Raw genomic sequence first — 15382 nt, forward strand, 5'->3', positions numbered from 1 at the left:
CGCTTCTCTTATCTCCCCTCCCGTGCAATTTAGTGTGTATGATGCACGAGCCGCCGGCAAAAAAGGTCCTCTTCTGGTGTGAGCAGTGCAATGTGCCGCTGGTGGCAAAGAGCTGTGCGTGCGGGGCCGAGGGCAAAAAGATCGAACTGCTCCAGCCCTACGATGTCCGCCCAGCCCTTGCAGCGGATGCAGCACTCATTAAAAAACTCGTGCAGGAGCGGTTCGGCAATGTCCCGCTTGCAAAAATTCTTCTCCTGAACAAGACCGGGGGGGTTGACCGGGCGGATCTCGTAATCATGAACGGCGAGCGGTTCGGCTGGCTCACGTTCGATCCCGTGTCGCGGAAATTCAGCCTCGACCTTTCGCCCGAAGCGCTCCAGTTCATCCTCCCGCATGCCACGCAGGGGATCATCGATCTCGACACCCACACGAATGTCCGGCAGGAGCAGGGTCGCGTTGGCGGCAAACGGATCGCGCTCAAGATCCCCGTGCCTGACGGGACTGTGATCGTCAAGTACAAGAGCCGGTTCGGGACCGGCATGGTAAAAGAAGGGTCCATCAAGGTCAAAGAGCTCATTACGGTCGTGCCCCGGACGCCGAAAAACCCCGGCTGGGATGTGGCAATCGAGAAGAACAAATTCCACTTAAAAAATCTTGAACGCCATGCGATCCGGGCGATCAAGCAGCACATCAATGACCGCCCGACTGCAAACGTCTCGTTCTCCGGGGGAAAGGACAGCACCGCAATCCTCCATATTGCCCGGAAAGCCGGTGTGAACAAAGCGTTCTTCATCGATACCGGCCTGGAATTTCCCGAAACGATTGCGTTCATCGAATCGGAGGGCGTTGAGATCATCCGGAGAGCCGGCGACTTCTGGCAGGCCGCAGAAAAGGCCGGGCCGCCGGGCAAGGACAACCGCTGGTGCTGCAAACTCCAGAAACTTCACCCGCTCAAGCTCTACCTTGCGGATGTCGGCCCCTGCGTTACCGTGCAGGGCAACCGCTGGTACGAGTCCTGGAACCGGGCGGGGCTTGACGAGACCAGCCAGAACCCGGCCAACCCGCTCCAGCTCAATATCTCCCCCATCCGGCACTGGCGGGCGCTCGAAGTCTTCCTCTACCTCTGGTGGCAGAAGATCGCAATCAATCCCCTCTATGACAAGGGACTTGAACGCATCGGGTGTTATCTCTGCCCCGCGATGCTCGAGAGCGAGTACGAGGAATTACGGACTCTCCAGCCGGAATATGCCCGACGCTGGGATAATTTCCTTGAACGCTGGGCGGCAAAGAAGGGACTTCCCGAGGTTTTCAGCACCTGGGGCCTCTGGCGGTGGCGTGCCCTCCCGCCCAAGATGCGGGAACTCTGCAAACTCAAAGGGGTTCCTTATAATGAGGATTATACTCTTGTGACCGGCCCGGCCCGTGCACCCCCACAGGCAAAGGTTGTTTCTCAAGAAGCGCCGGAATCAAAGAATATCCCTCTGACAAAGGAAATAAATGAAGGAATAAAAGAAGTGATGAAAGAAAAGGAACCCCGGGAAGGTACAGGAATGGAGCCGTCAATCGATACACCGGCAATTGAAGGATTTTCCGTTGCAGATATCCGGAAGGATTTCCCGATTCTCGGGGATCTCATCTACTTTGATAACGGGGCCACGAGTTTCTCACCCGAACCGGTGATCGAAGCGATGGTGGAGTTCGAGCACAACTACCGGGCGAATGTCGGCCGGGGTGTGCACCGGCTCACCCAGATTGCCAGCCAGCGCTACTGGCATGCCCATGAGAAGGTGGCTGAGTTCATCGGCGGGAAGAACGGCACCTGCGTGTTTACCAAGAACACCACGGAATCAATCAACATGGTTGCCCAGGGTCTTTCCTGGACACCCGGGGATCGTGTTGTCACCACCCTGCTTGAGCACCACTCCAACCTGCTCCCGTGGCGGGCGCTGAAAGCCCGGGGTGTTGAAACCGATATAGTTGGTCTCGGGGCCGATTACTCGCTTGATCTCGATGCGCTGGAGAAGATCATCACCCCGGCAACCCGCCTTGTTGCCGTTACCCAAGCCTCCAATGTGCTCGGAGTCATCACGCCCGTCAAAGAGATTGCGAAAATATGCCACGATCACGGGGTAAAGTTGCTTGTGGACGGGGCCCAGTCGGTTCCCCATATGCCGGTGGATGTTGCAAATATCGGCTGCGATTATTTTGCCTTCTCCGGCCACAAGATGTGCGGACCGACCGGCACCGGTGTCCTCTGGATGAAAGAGCCGGATATCGAACCTTTCATTCTCGGCGGCGGGATGGTTGAAACGGTCACCGGCACCGGTTTTACCACTGCTGAAGGATACCAGAAATACGAAGCCGGCACCCCCAACATTGCCGGCGGCATCGGGCTCGGTGTTGCAGCCGGGTATCTTGAAATGATCGGCATGGAAAAGATCCGGCAACACGAAGAGCAGATTACCACGCGGCTGATCAACGGACTTTCCCGGAACAGGAAGATCCGGGTCTATGCCCCGCAGCGTCCTGAAGCACGCATTGGTGTAGTCTCGTTTACGGTGGAAGGTTTCCACCCGCACGAGGTTGCCCAGCAGCTGGATGAAGCGGCAGATATCCTGGTGCGTTCCGGCCATCACTGCTGCCAGCCGCTGATGGAGTCGCTCGGCCTTCCCGACGGGACGGTCCGGGCAAGCCTTGCGCTGTATAACACGGCAGAAGAGATCGATATGCTCGTTGCCACGTTAGAAGAACTCACGCGATAACCCTCCCCTTTTTTTCGTTTTACACCCGGCGCTGGCACGGTTTAATAGTCCTGCTGCAAATAGTTGTGTACGAGTTCATCCGGAATACAAACCCGATACTGGAGAATAATAATGACACCCGTTCAACTATCCGACCTGTTTGCCCGCGTGCGGAAGAACCACCCGCTCGTCCACCATATCACCAATTACGTCACGGTCAATGACTGCGCCAATATCACGATCTGTGCCGGCGGTGCACCAATCATGGCTGATGCGATCGAAGAAGTAGCAGAGATGACCGGCATTGTCAATGCACTCGTACTCAACATCGGGACGCTCAACAAGGTTCAGGTAGAGTCCATGATCGCAGCCGGCCGTATGGCAAATGAGCGGAAGATCCCCATCATTCTCGATCCGGTCGGGGCAGGGGCAACGAAGTTCCGGACGGATACGGCCCGGCGCCTGCTGGACGAACTGGAGATCACGATTCTCAAGGGAAATGCCGGCGAAATCGGGGTGCTTGCCGGAGCAGATGCCAAAGTGCGGGGCGTGGACTCTGCCGGACTTACCGGGGATCCCATAGCGATAGCAAAAGCCTATGCTGCCTGCGCCGGTCTTACCGTGGTTGTCAGCGGTGCCACGGACATTGTCACCGATGGCAAACGCGTCCTGCTCGTAGAGAATGGTCACCCAATGATGGGCGGGATATCGGGTACGGGTTGTATGGCGGCATCGGTGACCGGCGCATTTGCCGCGGAATCTGAGGATCCCGTATTAGCAGCGGCAGCCGCACTCTCTGCATTTGGTGTTGCCGGGGAACGGGCTGCTGCCGTGGCCCGGGGCCCGTACTCGTTCAAGGTAGCCCTCTTCGATGAACTTTCAGGATTACAACCCGCAGATCTCAAGTCCGCAGCAAAGATCCGATCCGTTTGAAACCTCCCTATGAACTTCGACCTGTACGTGATCACCGATGAGATTATCGGCAAGGGAAGAACCCATGCCGAGATAGCCCGGCTGGCAATTGCCGGGGGAGCCGATGCCATCCAGCTCCGGGACAAATCCTGTGCCGGCAGCAAACTGGAGCGGATCGGGCGTGATATCCGTGAAATCACCCGCAGGAGTTCAACGCTGTTCATCGTGAACGACTGTCTTGACGTGGCACTGGCCTGCGAAGCGGATGGCGTGCATCTCGGGCAGGGGGATTTAGGTACCGCAGTTGCCCGGCAGCACGCCCCCTCCGGTTTTATTATCGGGGTGTCGGTCAGTACGGTTGAAGAGGCCTGTCGGGCGGTTGAGGAAGGAGCGGATTATGTTGCGCTCAGCCCAACGTTTTCCACCGGATCCAAACCGGATGCCGGGCCCGGGCACGGGCTTGCAATGCTGCGGGCCATCCGGCAGACTGTGGCGGTACCGGTTATTGCCATTGGCGGAATAAACCGGGAAAACATTCCTGCCGTTATCGCTGCGGGTGCCGATGGTGTTGCGGTCATATCTGCCGTTGCCGGGGCACCGGATATTACTGCTGCTGCACGGGATCTCAAAAACCTGGTCCTGCAGAGCAAAGCAGCACGGCGATAATGGGTGGCTGGCGATCAGAAAAGCGTATGCGGGGTATAGTGCCGGATGCCACAGATGGCCCGACCCCGCGACGGTATTACTGTTTTATTCTATTGTCCGGGTTCCGCAATAAGGGGTTTTCCCGTTAAATTTTGCTCATAATTTCTATCGATGCCACCAGGACGAGCAGTGCGGAAAGGATCCAGCCTGCCATAATCACACCAATGCCTTTTACCCCCCGCCACTTGAAAAGCCAGGCAAGAAGTACGCACCCGTACAGTCCTACACCGGGAATCCAGATGAACGGGATCAGGGTATAAATTCCATACTTCTGGAACAAAGAGGATTTTTGGGCAATTGCCTGGACGGAATCGAGGTGTTCGCGGAGCCACGCGGATCGCTCGGCAAAGGTATCGCAGATGGTGAACAGGCCGAAGATCGCTGAAATCCCGAATGACAGCATGATGAGCATGATCGGTACCGGGGGAATGCCGAGCCCCACCCCAACAACGACTGCCATAGGCTGGAGAATGAGGACCGATCCCACGAGACCGAGCATGTTCCACAGGGAGATCCGGAAAAACATCCCGATGATTACCGGGATGATGACGATCCCGAGCAGGAGGTAGAGCGCTGTTTTTGCCAGGTCCCGTTTCCGGACATGCTGAACAGTATCGTTCTTAATCACAGCGTACAGTGGCACTGGTTTCTATTAAAAGTCCCGTTATCCGGCGCTACCACATTGCCTTTAACCAGAGCGATAGGATCCATAAACACCCCTTTCCTTAAAAAGACCGGGCCGGACAATAAGATATAATAAATCAGGCAGGCATAGTTCAACGTTAAATCAGCATACCTGAGATGAAGTGCCCATGAAGACAATATCCCCGCAAAAAACCCTGTGGCTTTCGGTTACCCTGCTCATCACTATCCTGGTCATCCTCATCTCAATCTTCTCCATAAAAAACGGGTATTTTGCAATTTTCCCGTATTTCTATATCCTGCCCATCCTTATCCTCGCCTACGTCTATCCCCGCTATGCGGTATATTTCACGGTAGTTCTTGGCTGGATATTCTTAGGCGTCGTCTACCTGTACGGCCCGGTGGATATCCAGCTCTATGCGGCAAGCATTGCATTTTTTTACATTTTTGTATCCATCGGTGTTGTCATATCAGCATTTTCCGGTCAGCTCTTAACGGAGAGAACATACCGGGAGATCTTTGAGAATTCCCAGGCTGGGATATTTACGTTCGAGCTGGAAAACCAGAAGATCCTGACCATCAACCAGCAGGCGGCAGATATCTTTGGTTATTCTCCTGCAGAGTTAAAGGATCATTTCTTTTCAGCATTATGGTTCGACAGTGCCCAGGAAACAAAGTTCACCCGGAAGATACAGCAGGATAAAAAAATTTATGATACGGAGATCGCGCTCCGTAAAAAAGACCGGGCAGTCATCTGGGTGCTGGCAACGGCCTCCATGACCCGGGACGATCTGGTCATCTGTTCTGTTGTCGATATCACGGAAAGCAAGCGGATAAAAGACGAGCTCATTGAATCAGAGATCCGTTACCGGACCCTCTTTGACGGGGCGAGCGATGCAATCTTCCTCCATGACACGGATGGCCGGATCTATGAGACCAACACCATTGCTTCACGCCTCTTAGGCTACACAAAAAAGGAGTTCATGAAAAAGCGCCTCCATGATCTCGATACCCATCCGGAGAAACTGCTGACCCCGGCAACAATCCAGATGTTCCAGTCCCGCGGGCATATGCTGTTCGAGACCGTGCAGAAGAAAAAGGACGGGACAACAATCCCCGTCGAGATCAGCAGCCGGGTGACCGAGTATTTCGGCATGTCTGCGGTCATGAGCACGGTGCGGGACATGTCGGAACGCAAGATATCACCGGATGAAGCCTGATCCGGGCAGATGGGATCCCGGATAAACATTCAAGCCTCCCGGTCCGTCCAGTCCAACAGGAATTCCGGTGCGTGGGAAGAGCAGTCTTTCTCCCGCTCCGGGCAGTTCTTTTTTTGGCGCATTCAGGATCGCATTCGAAAATGAGATGCCGGTACTCGAACGCGTTCCTGCCTGCCATCGGCTTTTTTCTGAACATCGCCCCGGTCCGGGGGATCCCTGCCGCCGGACTTTTTGGGGTTTTATTCCGGCGATAACCGGTTTATTGATCCTGTTGTATCCTGCCGTTCCCGAACCGGTACATCCCGCGGGGAACCCGGATGATGAACCGCACTCCATTGCCCGGGGTTCCGGTCTCCTCAATGGAGATGCCGGTGATCGAGAGGATCTCGCGGGAGAGGAAGAGCCCGAAGCCGGAATGCTTGCCAAATCCCTGTTCGAAAAGGTGGGCATGGTCCGCTTCTGCGATCCCTGTCCCGTCATCCTGGTAGGTGATGACCCACGAATCATTCATTTCCTGCGATGAGATCCGGATGGTCTGCAATCCTTCCCCGCCGTATTTGAGCGAGTTGTCGATCAGGTTGTAAAAAACTTTTACAAAGAGGGGATCGGCAAATATCTCCAGTTCCGGCTGGTCCACCTCGACCGTTACGTTGCGGAGAGCAAGTGCTCCTTTGGCGCCCAGGATGGTGTGCCTGACATTCTGCCATATCGGCGCTTTCACCCCCATATCCTGGTAGTCGCGGGTAAAGATGATCTGGTGATCGATATTCCGGGTGGCCTTTTCGCTCCGGTTGATGTAATCCAGGAGATCCGTGTTATCGGTCTTTGCTCTAATGAGTGAAAGGTAGCCTTTGAGTACCAGGATCTGGTTGAGGATATCGTGGCGGGTGATGGAAGAGAGAAGATTGAGTTTCCGGTTCACCTGCGTCAGGGCATCTTCGGTCTTCTTCTGATCGCTGATATCCACATAGGAAGCGATCGATTTCTTCGTCCCGGGGATCATGGCGACCACGGAGTGCAGGGTTTTTATTTCTCCGCTTCGGTCGTGTATCCTTACGGTGTAAAAACCGGGTACCGATGTCGGATCGATCCGCCGTTCCTGATGGTATTTTTTTATCCGTTCGAGATCATCCGGGTGCGCAAACAGTGTCCAGCTCATCTTACCCTCGATCTCCTCGCGGGAGTACCCGGTCAGCCGCGCGAACTCGGAGTTTGCCTGATTTATAGTGCCGTCATCGTTGATGATGATGGAAGCGGCACCGGTGTTCTCAAAGAGGTTCCGGTACCATGCCTCGTTCTCGGCAAGTGCCACCTGCATTTTCCTGCGCTCCGTGATATCCTGGATGACCCCGACCATAAACACCTGGCCGGATGTATCGGCGTGCAGGGTCGAAGTCGTGATGAGGGTGTCTACCTTCCGGTCAGGCAGGGTTATGGTCACTTCCTTCTCATGCGTGGTCTCGCGCAGGGAACTGTCGACCATGTCCCGGTGGAACGCAGAATCTGTTTCGCCAAAGAAATCACGGGGTGTCCTGCCGAGAATCTCTTCCTGCGAGTGACCCATGAAACGGCACAGGCTGTCGTTGACGAGAATGAACCGGTGATCCAGGTCAAGGACGTAGACCGGGTAGGCGATCGTATTGATGACGGCATGGAGATTTCGTTTTGATTCCACTTCGCTTTCCAGTGCCAGCATCTTCTTGTGGGCTTCCTGTTCGAGAAGGACATGGTGGACGAGTGAGGCAAAAATAAACATGCCAAGGACATTGAAGGCAATCATGGGGAGTGCGACCATCGTAAGAACCGCAAGGAATTCCGATGGTTTTGTTACGAGAACGAGCGTGCAGCAGGAGATCAGGGTCTCGGAAAGCCCGATGAGCAGAACGGCAACCCAGACCGGGACGAACCGGCGCCGGTTGGCAAGATACATGACGCTGCCAAGAATTCCCGAGAGGATGGGAGCGAATGACCCGGTCCACATGTACGGCCCGCCCTGGTAAAACCAGAACAGCCCCCCGATAATTCCTGAACCTATCCCGACATACGGCCCACAGACCAGGCCTGCTGCCATAGGGCCGAGATCCCGGATATTTATCACCGCGCCATCTATCGAGAGCCCACTCAGGGTCCCGAAGATCGACAGTATCCCGAAAAAGACGATGAGGATTACCTGGGTGGTCCATGCTGGCCGTTTCTTGTAAACCTCCGGGAAAAACCGGCTTCTCAGAAAAATGAATGCAAAGACAATGATCACGCAGAGAATCTCAAACAGGGTGACGGAATCCTGGATGATCATTGAGTCCATTATATCGAATTGCTGAATAGTCTGATAAATATATCAGATTCGACATTATGCCGGAAAAACAGCCTGGTGGGATTTACCTTTCCCGCACGAAGTGCAAAACAACCTGAAATTATCAATTAAAAAAGAAAAAAATGTTACAAAGCCGCCGGAGGGACTTGAACCCTCGACCTGCTGATTACGAATCAGCCGCTATACCGCTAAGCCACGGCGGCGCAATATCTCATAATGTCGACCGTTACGCTAATAAAAGATGTGTTTGATGGAATGGTTTTAGGAATACCCACTCAGGGTGGTGACGCTCTGGGGGCCCTGCGGCTCCTTGGGAGCAATGGTGCCGAACTTTCCTTCGTAATCGGCCATGGTCTTGGTCAGCACCGCGAGCAGGTTCTTGGCGTGGGTGGGCGTGATCGAGACGATGGCCTTTGCCCGGGCCTGGTTTACCTGCGGCAACTGGTGGAGGAAGAGGAACGTGAACTCGTCTTCCTTGTACGCGATCTGGATCATGTTGCTGTACACCGGATCGAGTGTCTGCGGGATATTGACTGATATTTCCTGTCCTGTCATGCTGATCAGGTTTGCCTTCTACTGCTATCAAACATTGGTTCTGGTCCAGGATGTGCCGGGATATATCCGAAAACGGTGCCTGGGGAGGGTGAAAACTAATTCCAGAAAGGTTATTCCTCCCGGTTTCCCACGTTTAGAGAAGAGGAACTATCCTGACAGGGCTAAAGGAACATGTGACGGTCTCGGATCTGGTGCGGGTGCACGCGTGTCCGGTCCGGTTTTATTACGAACAGGGCGAGCCTTTCTCCGAATCCGACCGGTACGCGGTCTGCAAGCAGCTCTCGTACCATCTCGGAACCCCCCTAGAGGTGGACGTGATCTGGCAGGAGATCCTTTCGGTCTCCCCAACACTCGATCCGTCCATGAAGGAGTTCCTGGAACTCTGCATCACGGCCTGCAACAAAAGCGAATGGAAACCCGCGGTCCAGACCGATGTGAAGGCGGTCTCGGACAAGCATGGGATTGTCGGCATGATCGACCGCATCGCCGCCGATGGCACGTTCTCGATCGTCCGGGCGGCAGGAGCCATGCCGTTTGGCACCTATTCTGCCGACCGCATCCGGATTGCCTGTATCGCGTTCTGTCTGGAGGAGATGACCGGTGAGGAAGTAAAAGGCGGGAACGTGGAATATATCCCGGACGGTGTTTCCCGCTTCCACGAGGTCCAGCCCCGGGACCGCCGGCAGGTGATCGCGACGATCCATAAGATCAAAGCGATAAAGGACGGCGAGATGCCCCAGCACCCGTTGAACGCTCCCTGCAACCGGTGCAAGTACAATGAGCGGTGCGAGAGCAGTGTAGGCAGGCGCTTGTCCGAGCTGTTGTAAGCACAGGTTGCAGGCAGCCGGCAACTGGTAACTGGTAACTGGCAACTGGCAGCCGGCACACGAACCTTTTTCTATTCCCACTTCCATCTCACCAAACGTGGATATCTATATTCTGAGGCACGGCCGGGCAGAGAAGCGTGCCCCGTCTATCGAAGGCGATACCGGGCGGGCGCTGACCGGGCAGGGGCGCACCGAGATTCTCGGGGTTGCCGAGTTCCTCGCATCCCGCGATGTCGTGTTCGGCTGCATAGCCACGAGCCCGTACGTGCGGGCAATGGAAACCGCCCAGATCGTAGCAAAAGCACTCGGCAAGCGGGGGATTCTAATGCAGTGGGAGGAGCTGACGCCTGGATCGAGCATCGAGGCGCTGGAATCCCGCATATCGGGCCGACCTGAGGAGGAGTCGCTGCTCATTGTGGGGCATGAGCCGCTGTTAGGTGAGTTCACCGGTTACATGATCACGGCGGGACATGATGCTGCCATCGCTTTTGGCAAAGGCGGGCTGGCAAAGATCCGGAATGCCCGGCTTGACCCGGTGAGCGGGGAGTTGCAGTGGCTGCTTACTGTGCGGCAGATACTGAGTATGAAATAGCTGTTCATTGAAGTGATATCGATATATTGAAGAATGAGGTTGATTGGTCTCTAAAAATAAGTTTGAATTGAAACAGGCCCAGTCACATTTTGATTACTGGATTAACTTGACTATTTCATTTGATTTGGATAGGCAAATCTGAGCGTTAAATTCCGTTATTGTATAATGCTCCCTGTAATCTGAATTTGTTCGCCATTGAATCAGATGAATTAAATGCTGCCCTATTTTACTCCTTTTGGGATCTTTACTTTTCGCAAAAAAATCAATCACTTCTTGATGCGCAGCACCATCCTCAGAAATTTTAGCGCCTTTTGAAATTGCATAATTTCTTAAGAAGCAGTGTGATGCATAATACGATCTACTAATTGCGCATCTAAAAGCTGCTTCTTTCAATTCGTCATGAGATTTCCCATAACGATAAACGCACTGAGCTAGTTGAAGATAATCGTTCCAATTGAATGTCATTTCATTTCCACTGGGGGTTGAAAATCAGTAGAGATTATGAAATATGCCGATTTTCCAATGACATCATTCCAAAATGTGTCACACAAACCATCAATAGTCTCCATTATATCGTGAGGATATTGTTTTTTCCTCACATTTAAAACGAGAAATTGAAATCCACTTTCTAGATCTTTAGATACTTCTAAAGATAGTTCTGTATCTTTATCAAAAATCTCTGTCGCGAGTTTGCATCCATTAAGAATAACCGGCAGAATATCTTCATGATCTAAAATGAATCCACTAATTTCATCAATATTAGGAATATAAATGTGGGACAAAAAATCAAGTGAATATAGCGATGATTGTGTAGGTGAAATATATTCATATTCGAGAGTAGTGGAATAATCTGTTTCGAAATGAGATAAAATCGCTTCGATGATTTTGACTATTGACTCATAAGTCCTTTTTGTAAAATCATACGTGTCTATTGAAAATGCGTCCTCATCAAAATTTAAGCTATACGCTTTGGTGTATTGATGACTTATTATTGTGGGGGATGTTCGTATCATTGAATTCGAAGAATAACAATTCAATTAAATCTCTCCATTAATTCTTTGAATATTCTGTCAAACCACGTGTGAGTCAATTTATGGGATGTATCAATCCATTGAATAATTTCTTCGGGACTCTGTGGAACTGCGTCTTTTTTCGAACTAATAACTGTTTCTGTTATAATTGCATCCTTGTTTTGTCTTTTACCCCGGACTATTCGAACTGTCGCAACACCTTGCGTAAATGGATAAGAAACTCGGAAATCAATTCCCAAGGGGATATTATTAACATTCGTATCATTAAACAAAGATTCAGGCATTGAAAAATTTATAGCCATTTTTTCTTTTAGGAAAACGAGAATATTTTCATTGAAGTCATAATCGATCGCATCTATATACCTTAATGTTAGTCCACTAACTTGTATTTCTTTTGAGGATGGATACAATGAGAAATAGCTATTTATCAAATCACACAATCTTTTCTGATAATCTGGCCAATCATAGTTTTCAGTGTCATTTAAAGTAATAATCCCAGGACCCATTTGAATTAACGGCCATCCTCCCTCTTTTTTTCGGAATCTGTGTTGAATAATATAGGCTGCCATCTCATCAGGCATTGTTGCTTGAGGAAGAGACTCATGGAATGGATACTCGCGTTCACACAATTTATCGTAGAGTCTACCAATTAATAATTTATAATTTGGATCGATTTTCACACCCGGTGAAGGCTGATCAAGCTTCCATTTCATTTCAAAAATTGCCTCTACCAACGGAGCTTTCGGCAATTTACCATCTATCATTGTTTCACCATATTTTCTATATTGTTGATGAAGTATTAACCTATATAGTCCTTCTGAAAAGGGAATAAAAAAAATTAATTATTTGATTAATTGCCAATTTTTTATCGAAATTGCCATAGAAATCATTTATTATAACGTCCCCTCCCCAAAGTGTCTGGAGGGATACCCCCTCTCCAAAACCCGAGGGGGGGTATACAGCCCCACCTACCCCCCCTCCTGCGCAAGACAGGGTACCACCCCCCCCCCTTTGCTACACATACCCGGCCACGGTTTCCGCTGGAGTCACGACGCAGGACCCTTCCCCTCAGCCAGCACCCGGAGGGGGGTACCCCCCACTCAAAAGTACGAGAGGGGGTACCCTACCCCCCTGTCCAAAAAACGAGGGGGGGTATACCCACCCCCTCTCCAAAAAGTGAGGGGGGGACCCCCTCCCCCCCTGTCGTACGAAAGACAGGGTACCTCCCCCCCTCCGGGCGCAGGTACGCTGGCACGGCTTCGCATGGAGTCACGCCGGAGAGGGGTTTTTGTGAGGGGGGGTCATAAGGGTGGGATACCCCCTCTCTTGCCCATGAGTGGGGGGGACCCCCTCCCCCTCTCCAAAAAATGAGCGGGGGTATACAGCGTACCCTACCCCCCCTCTTGTCTAAGACAGGGTACCTCCCCCTCCCCCCCTCAGGAAACAGAGAGGGGGTACCACCCCCCCTGCTGTTTCGGTCGGGTGGTTGTCCGTGGGTGAGTTACGGTCCTGCAAAAACCTGTCACAATGGGGTGTTGTGGGACGCAGACCATCACTTTCGCCATCCGCATGCCCCCGCCTTTTATGCTTTTTTTGGGAATGTTCTGGATCGCAAACGAAAGGAAGTGTTACCCATGACATCACAACGAATCGAGACCGGAACCCCCGAAGGCGACGCACTGGGATTTACCGAACACCTCTTCTCCGGGTGGCTGGAACTTAAGGAGGAGAACCGGCTCTGCCTCCATTATGTTATATCGCGGGAGAAGAACGAGGGCAATACCCAGAACCTGATCCGGCAGTGGCTGGCGGAAGGGTATGATGTCAGTGTCGTCATGCCCCGGCCCATCATGCAGCACATCCTGAAGAAATTCCGGTTTGTTCCTTCCTCAGAATATTTCCCGGACCAGTACGAGGGCCGGGTGGAGGTCTGGCATGGGCCGGGGCAGGAACATCCGCATGGGTCATTGCGGCAGGATGCGGTTGAAGCGTGATATAGTGTCTGGTGGGTCTGCGGGAATTTTCAGCAATTATAGGATAACCGAATCGGAATTTTCCCAAAAAACCTATGATTGGATTTGATGGGGGTTGAGACCCCCATACCCCCGGATAGGATAAACTCCGCCGCCCCGAAGGGCGCCCCGCGGCGGATCAATGACGGGAAAAAAGCTGGCAAATGAATGAGAAAAACCCTCATTGCCCCGCCGTGCCTCGGAGAGGCCCTGAGGCGGGGGAGCCTCGTTAATTTCGAAATTTTACTGTTTTTACCGTGACAAGGTGAATTAATTTCGTTTGTTTCCGTTTCACCGGACCCGGATTACTGTAAAATAAAATCACTGCCCAAGCAGCGTCTTAGAAATAATATACTCGCCCCGGGCCTCGCGGGTTGTCCCGACCACCAGCCAGCGCTCGTTGCCGTGCTGCTCCAGGACACCACAGGCTTCTATGGTCTCGCCCGCGAGTGCCTGCCCGCTGTAGGTATGGGTAAACGAGAGCACCCGGTTCACTGATTCGTGCTCTACTTCATAGATAGCCGGGTTGTCAAACGAGAGGGAGGCATCGGTCACTTTGGCTTCGATTGTCTGCTTGCCGATCACGGTGCCTTTGCCGAGATGGACCCGGTTCAATTCATCGTACGAACGGGTGAAGAGAATATCGAAATACGTGCCTTCAATCTGGCCCCGGTTCCACTTCCGCTTCTCGTGGAGGACAAACTGGTCGTAGGGAATCTCCGGCTTGCGTTTCTCGTACACCTTCTTCCACATATCTTCCGAGAGCCCTTCGACTTTCCCGTCAAGGATTCCCTGGCGGACGAGCGCCTGCGCAGTAAACCAGTGCTGCCCGTACACCACCATATCGATATCGGAGGCTTCGTTCTCCAGCCCGCAGAGCAGCGAACCGGTACACCCGACCGTGCCGTTCGGAAGCCCGAAGAGGTCGACAAGTTTCTGCACTCTTGGGTGCCTGCGGGCAATCTGTGGCAGTTCTTCGTCCGGCTTCCAGACCCGTTTCACATCGCCGTAGGGAATGCGCTGGAGAAGATCGGCATACTGCGGTTTGTGTTTAGCAATGAACGCATAGGCGTCTTCAAAATCGTATTTTTTATACCGGGTGCCGGAAGCGTGCAGGCGCTCGCCATCCGCATCGGGCACATACCGGAGCACGCAGCCGATCTTATCGGCATTGTCATACGTGGAGACTGCATAGATCCAGCCATCCTTGTCTTCAATAAAATCGCGTAACCGGACGGGCTTTGTCATGCGGGCAGTCTCACAGGTTTACAAGGAATTTTGCGATGTTGTCAACCTGTGCGCCAGCGCGAAGGATCGTGCGTGTCGGAAGATCTACCACGGTGCTGGGAGTTCCGGGCAGCCTGCCGCCATCGAGCAGGAAATCATGGCGCACCGTGCACTCATCCGGGATCTGGGGGTCTTTTGCCCCGTGGAGGTTGGCACTCGTTGCGGTGATGGGGGAATCGAACCGCTCGATCAGCTGCTGGGCGAGCGGATGGGCGGGGAGGCGGATGCCGATCATTCCCGTTCCACCGGTCAGGACATCGGGAACGCAGTTCCGTGATTCCAGCACAACCGTGACCGGCCCGGGGAGGAACGTCTGGATGAAGGTCTCCATCCACGGCTCAACATGAGCCACGGCAGCAAGCATATCGAAGTCCGAGACCGCGATGGAGATGGGCATTCCCAGCGGGCGGTGTTTGGCCTCGTATACCTTCATAATCGCTTCATCCGAGAAGGCATCGACCCCGAGCCCGTACACGGTCTCGGTCGGGTAGACAACAATACCGTCACGCATCAGGATGGACACTGCTTTTTCTATGAGATCCAT

Annotated in this window: 15 protein-coding genes and 1 tRNA gene; 7 read left to right on the forward strand and 9 right to left on the reverse strand. The window is 53.0% G+C overall.

Annotated features, from left to right (window positions below; all coding sequences use genetic code 11):
• The first annotated feature begins 41 nt into the window (after positions 1-41).
• From CVV30_01360 to thiE, 3 genes are all read left to right on the forward strand, one after another.
• Positions 42-2762, forward strand: a complete 2721-nt coding sequence (locus tag CVV30_01360; GenBank protein ID PKL70927.1) for a phosphoadenosine phosphosulfate reductase — start codon at positions 42-44, stop codon at positions 2760-2762.
• Between the two features lie 111 nt (positions 2763-2873).
• A complete protein-coding gene (locus CVV30_01365) occupies positions 2874-3674 on the forward strand; it encodes a hydroxyethylthiazole kinase (protein PKL70048.1) in 801 nt (266 codons plus the stop codon).
• A 9-nt stretch (positions 3675-3683) separates the two neighbouring features.
• Positions 3684-4319, forward strand: coding sequence for a thiamine phosphate synthase (thiE, locus tag CVV30_01370; GenBank protein PKL70049.1), 636 nt, complete (start codon positions 3684-3686; stop codon positions 4317-4319).
• Positions 4320-4443: 124 nt separating this feature from the next.
• On the opposite strand, the gene CVV30_01375 is transcribed toward thiE, so the two are convergent.
• Positions 4444-4986: a hypothetical protein gene (locus CVV30_01375; GenBank protein PKL70050.1), complete on the reverse strand. Its 543-nt coding sequence runs from the start codon at positions 4984-4986 to the stop codon at positions 4444-4446.
• 184 nt (positions 4987-5170) lie between these two features.
• On the opposite strand from CVV30_01375, the gene CVV30_01380 reads away from it, so the two are divergent.
• Positions 5171-6220: a hypothetical protein gene (locus CVV30_01380; GenBank protein PKL70051.1), complete on the forward strand. Its 1050-nt coding sequence runs from the start codon at positions 5171-5173 to the stop codon at positions 6218-6220.
• A gap of 259 nt (positions 6221-6479) precedes the next feature.
• Here the strand turns inward: CVV30_01380 and CVV30_01385 are convergent, their stop codons facing one another.
• The 3 genes from CVV30_01385 to CVV30_01395 all read right to left on the reverse strand — a co-directional run bounded on the left by CVV30_01385 (position 6480) and on the right by CVV30_01395 (position 9089).
• Positions 6480-8525: a hypothetical protein gene (locus tag CVV30_01385; protein PKL70052.1), complete on the reverse strand. Its 2046-nt coding sequence runs from the start codon at positions 8523-8525 to the stop codon at positions 6480-6482.
• Between the two features lie 140 nt (positions 8526-8665).
• Positions 8666-8737, reverse strand: a tRNA-Thr gene (locus tag CVV30_01390).
• Between the two features lie 58 nt (positions 8738-8795).
• Positions 8796-9089 (reverse strand): DUF3467 domain-containing protein, encoded by a 294-nt coding sequence (locus CVV30_01395; protein PKL70053.1) that lies wholly within the window; start codon positions 9087-9089, stop codon positions 8796-8798.
• A 149-nt stretch (positions 9090-9238) separates the two neighbouring features.
• On the opposite strand from CVV30_01395, the gene CVV30_01400 reads away from it, so the two are divergent.
• Complete coding sequence (locus CVV30_01400; GenBank protein ID PKL70054.1) at positions 9239-9916, forward strand: recombinase RecB; 678 nt, start codon at positions 9239-9241, stop codon at positions 9914-9916.
• Between the two features lie 31 nt (positions 9917-9947).
• Positions 9948-10508 (forward strand): phosphohistidine phosphatase SixA, encoded by a 561-nt coding sequence (gene sixA / locus CVV30_01405; GenBank protein ID PKL70055.1) that lies wholly within the window; start codon positions 9948-9950, stop codon positions 10506-10508.
• A 93-nt stretch (positions 10509-10601) separates the two neighbouring features.
• Here sixA and CVV30_01410 read toward each other — a convergent pair whose 3' ends face one another.
• From CVV30_01410 to CVV30_01420, 3 genes are read right to left on the reverse strand one after another with little or no spacing between them, the layout of a single operon-like run.
• Positions 10602-10973, reverse strand: a complete 372-nt coding sequence (locus CVV30_01410) for a hypothetical protein (GenBank protein PKL70056.1) — start codon at positions 10971-10973, stop codon at positions 10602-10604.
• Positions 10970-11521 carry a hypothetical protein gene (locus CVV30_01415; GenBank protein PKL70057.1) on the reverse strand — a complete coding sequence of 184 codons (552 nt, stop codon included), beginning with the start codon at positions 11519-11521 and terminating at the stop codon, positions 10970-10972. The genes CVV30_01410 and CVV30_01415 overlap by 4 nt, the downstream gene beginning before the upstream one ends.
• Positions 11522-11541: 20 nt before the next feature.
• The gene (locus CVV30_01420) at positions 11542-12303 is read right to left on the reverse strand and encodes a hypothetical protein (protein ID PKL70058.1); all 762 of its coding nucleotides are present in this window, start codon (positions 12301-12303) and stop codon (positions 11542-11544) included.
• Positions 12304-13173: 870 nt separating this feature from the next.
• Between CVV30_01420 and CVV30_01425 the strand changes: the two genes are divergently transcribed.
• Entirely contained in the window at positions 13174-13533 is a 360-nt protein-coding gene (locus CVV30_01425; GenBank protein ID PKL70059.1) for a hypothetical protein, read from the forward strand.
• A 339-nt stretch (positions 13534-13872) separates the two neighbouring features.
• Here CVV30_01425 and CVV30_01430 read toward each other — a convergent pair whose 3' ends face one another.
• Both CVV30_01430 and CVV30_01435 read right to left on the reverse strand, forming a co-directional pair.
• Positions 13873-14799, reverse strand: coding sequence for a DNA polymerase subunit beta (locus tag CVV30_01430; protein ID PKL70060.1), 927 nt, complete (start codon positions 14797-14799; stop codon positions 13873-13875).
• A 10-nt stretch (positions 14800-14809) separates the two neighbouring features.
• Positions 14810-15382, reverse strand: a complete 573-nt coding sequence (locus tag CVV30_01435) for a threonylcarbamoyl-AMP synthase (protein PKL70061.1) — start codon at positions 15380-15382, stop codon at positions 14810-14812.

The sequence above is a fragment of the Methanomicrobiales archaeon HGW-Methanomicrobiales-1 genome (assembly GCA_002839675.1).
Taxonomy (GTDB): domain Archaea; phylum Halobacteriota; class Methanomicrobia; order Methanomicrobiales; family Methanospirillaceae; genus Methanoregula.

Bases quoted from the DNA above. Each gene is read 5' to 3' on its own strand.
- CVV30_01365 (PKL70048.1), top strand. From the start codon at position 2,874: ATGACACCCGTTCAACTATCCGACCTGTTTGCCCGCGTGCGGAAGAAC.
- CVV30_01430 (PKL70060.1), bottom strand. From the start codon at position 14,799: ATGACAAAGCCCGTCCGGTTACGCGATTTTATTGAAGACAAGGATGGC.
- CVV30_01385 (PKL70052.1), bottom strand. From the start codon at position 8,525: ATGGACTCAATGATCATCCAGGATTCCGTCACCCTGTTTGAGATTCTC.
- CVV30_01415 (PKL70057.1), bottom strand. From the start codon at position 11,521: ATGATACGAACATCCCCCACAATAATAAGTCATCAATACACCAAAGCG.
- CVV30_01395 (PKL70053.1), bottom strand. From the start codon at position 9,089: ATGACAGGACAGGAAATATCAGTCAATATCCCGCAGACACTCGATCCG.
- thiE (PKL70049.1), top strand. From the start codon at position 3,684: ATGAACTTCGACCTGTACGTGATCACCGATGAGATTATCGGCAAGGGA.
- CVV30_01425 (PKL70059.1), top strand. From the start codon at position 13,174: ATGACATCACAACGAATCGAGACCGGAACCCCCGAAGGCGACGCACTG.
- CVV30_01380 (PKL70051.1), top strand. From the start codon at position 5,171: ATGAAGACAATATCCCCGCAAAAAACCCTGTGGCTTTCGGTTACCCTG.
- CVV30_01410 (PKL70056.1), bottom strand. From the start codon at position 10,973: ATGACATTCAATTGGAACGATTATCTTCAACTAGCTCAGTGCGTTTAT.
- CVV30_01420 (PKL70058.1), bottom strand. From the start codon at position 12,303: ATGATAGATGGTAAATTGCCGAAAGCTCCGTTGGTAGAGGCAATTTTT.
- CVV30_01435 (PKL70061.1), bottom strand. From the start codon at position 15,382: ATGGATCTCATAGAAAAAGCAGTGTCCATCCTGATGCGTGACGGTATT.
- CVV30_01360 (PKL70927.1), top strand. From the start codon at position 42: ATGCACGAGCCGCCGGCAAAAAAGGTCCTCTTCTGGTGTGAGCAGTGC.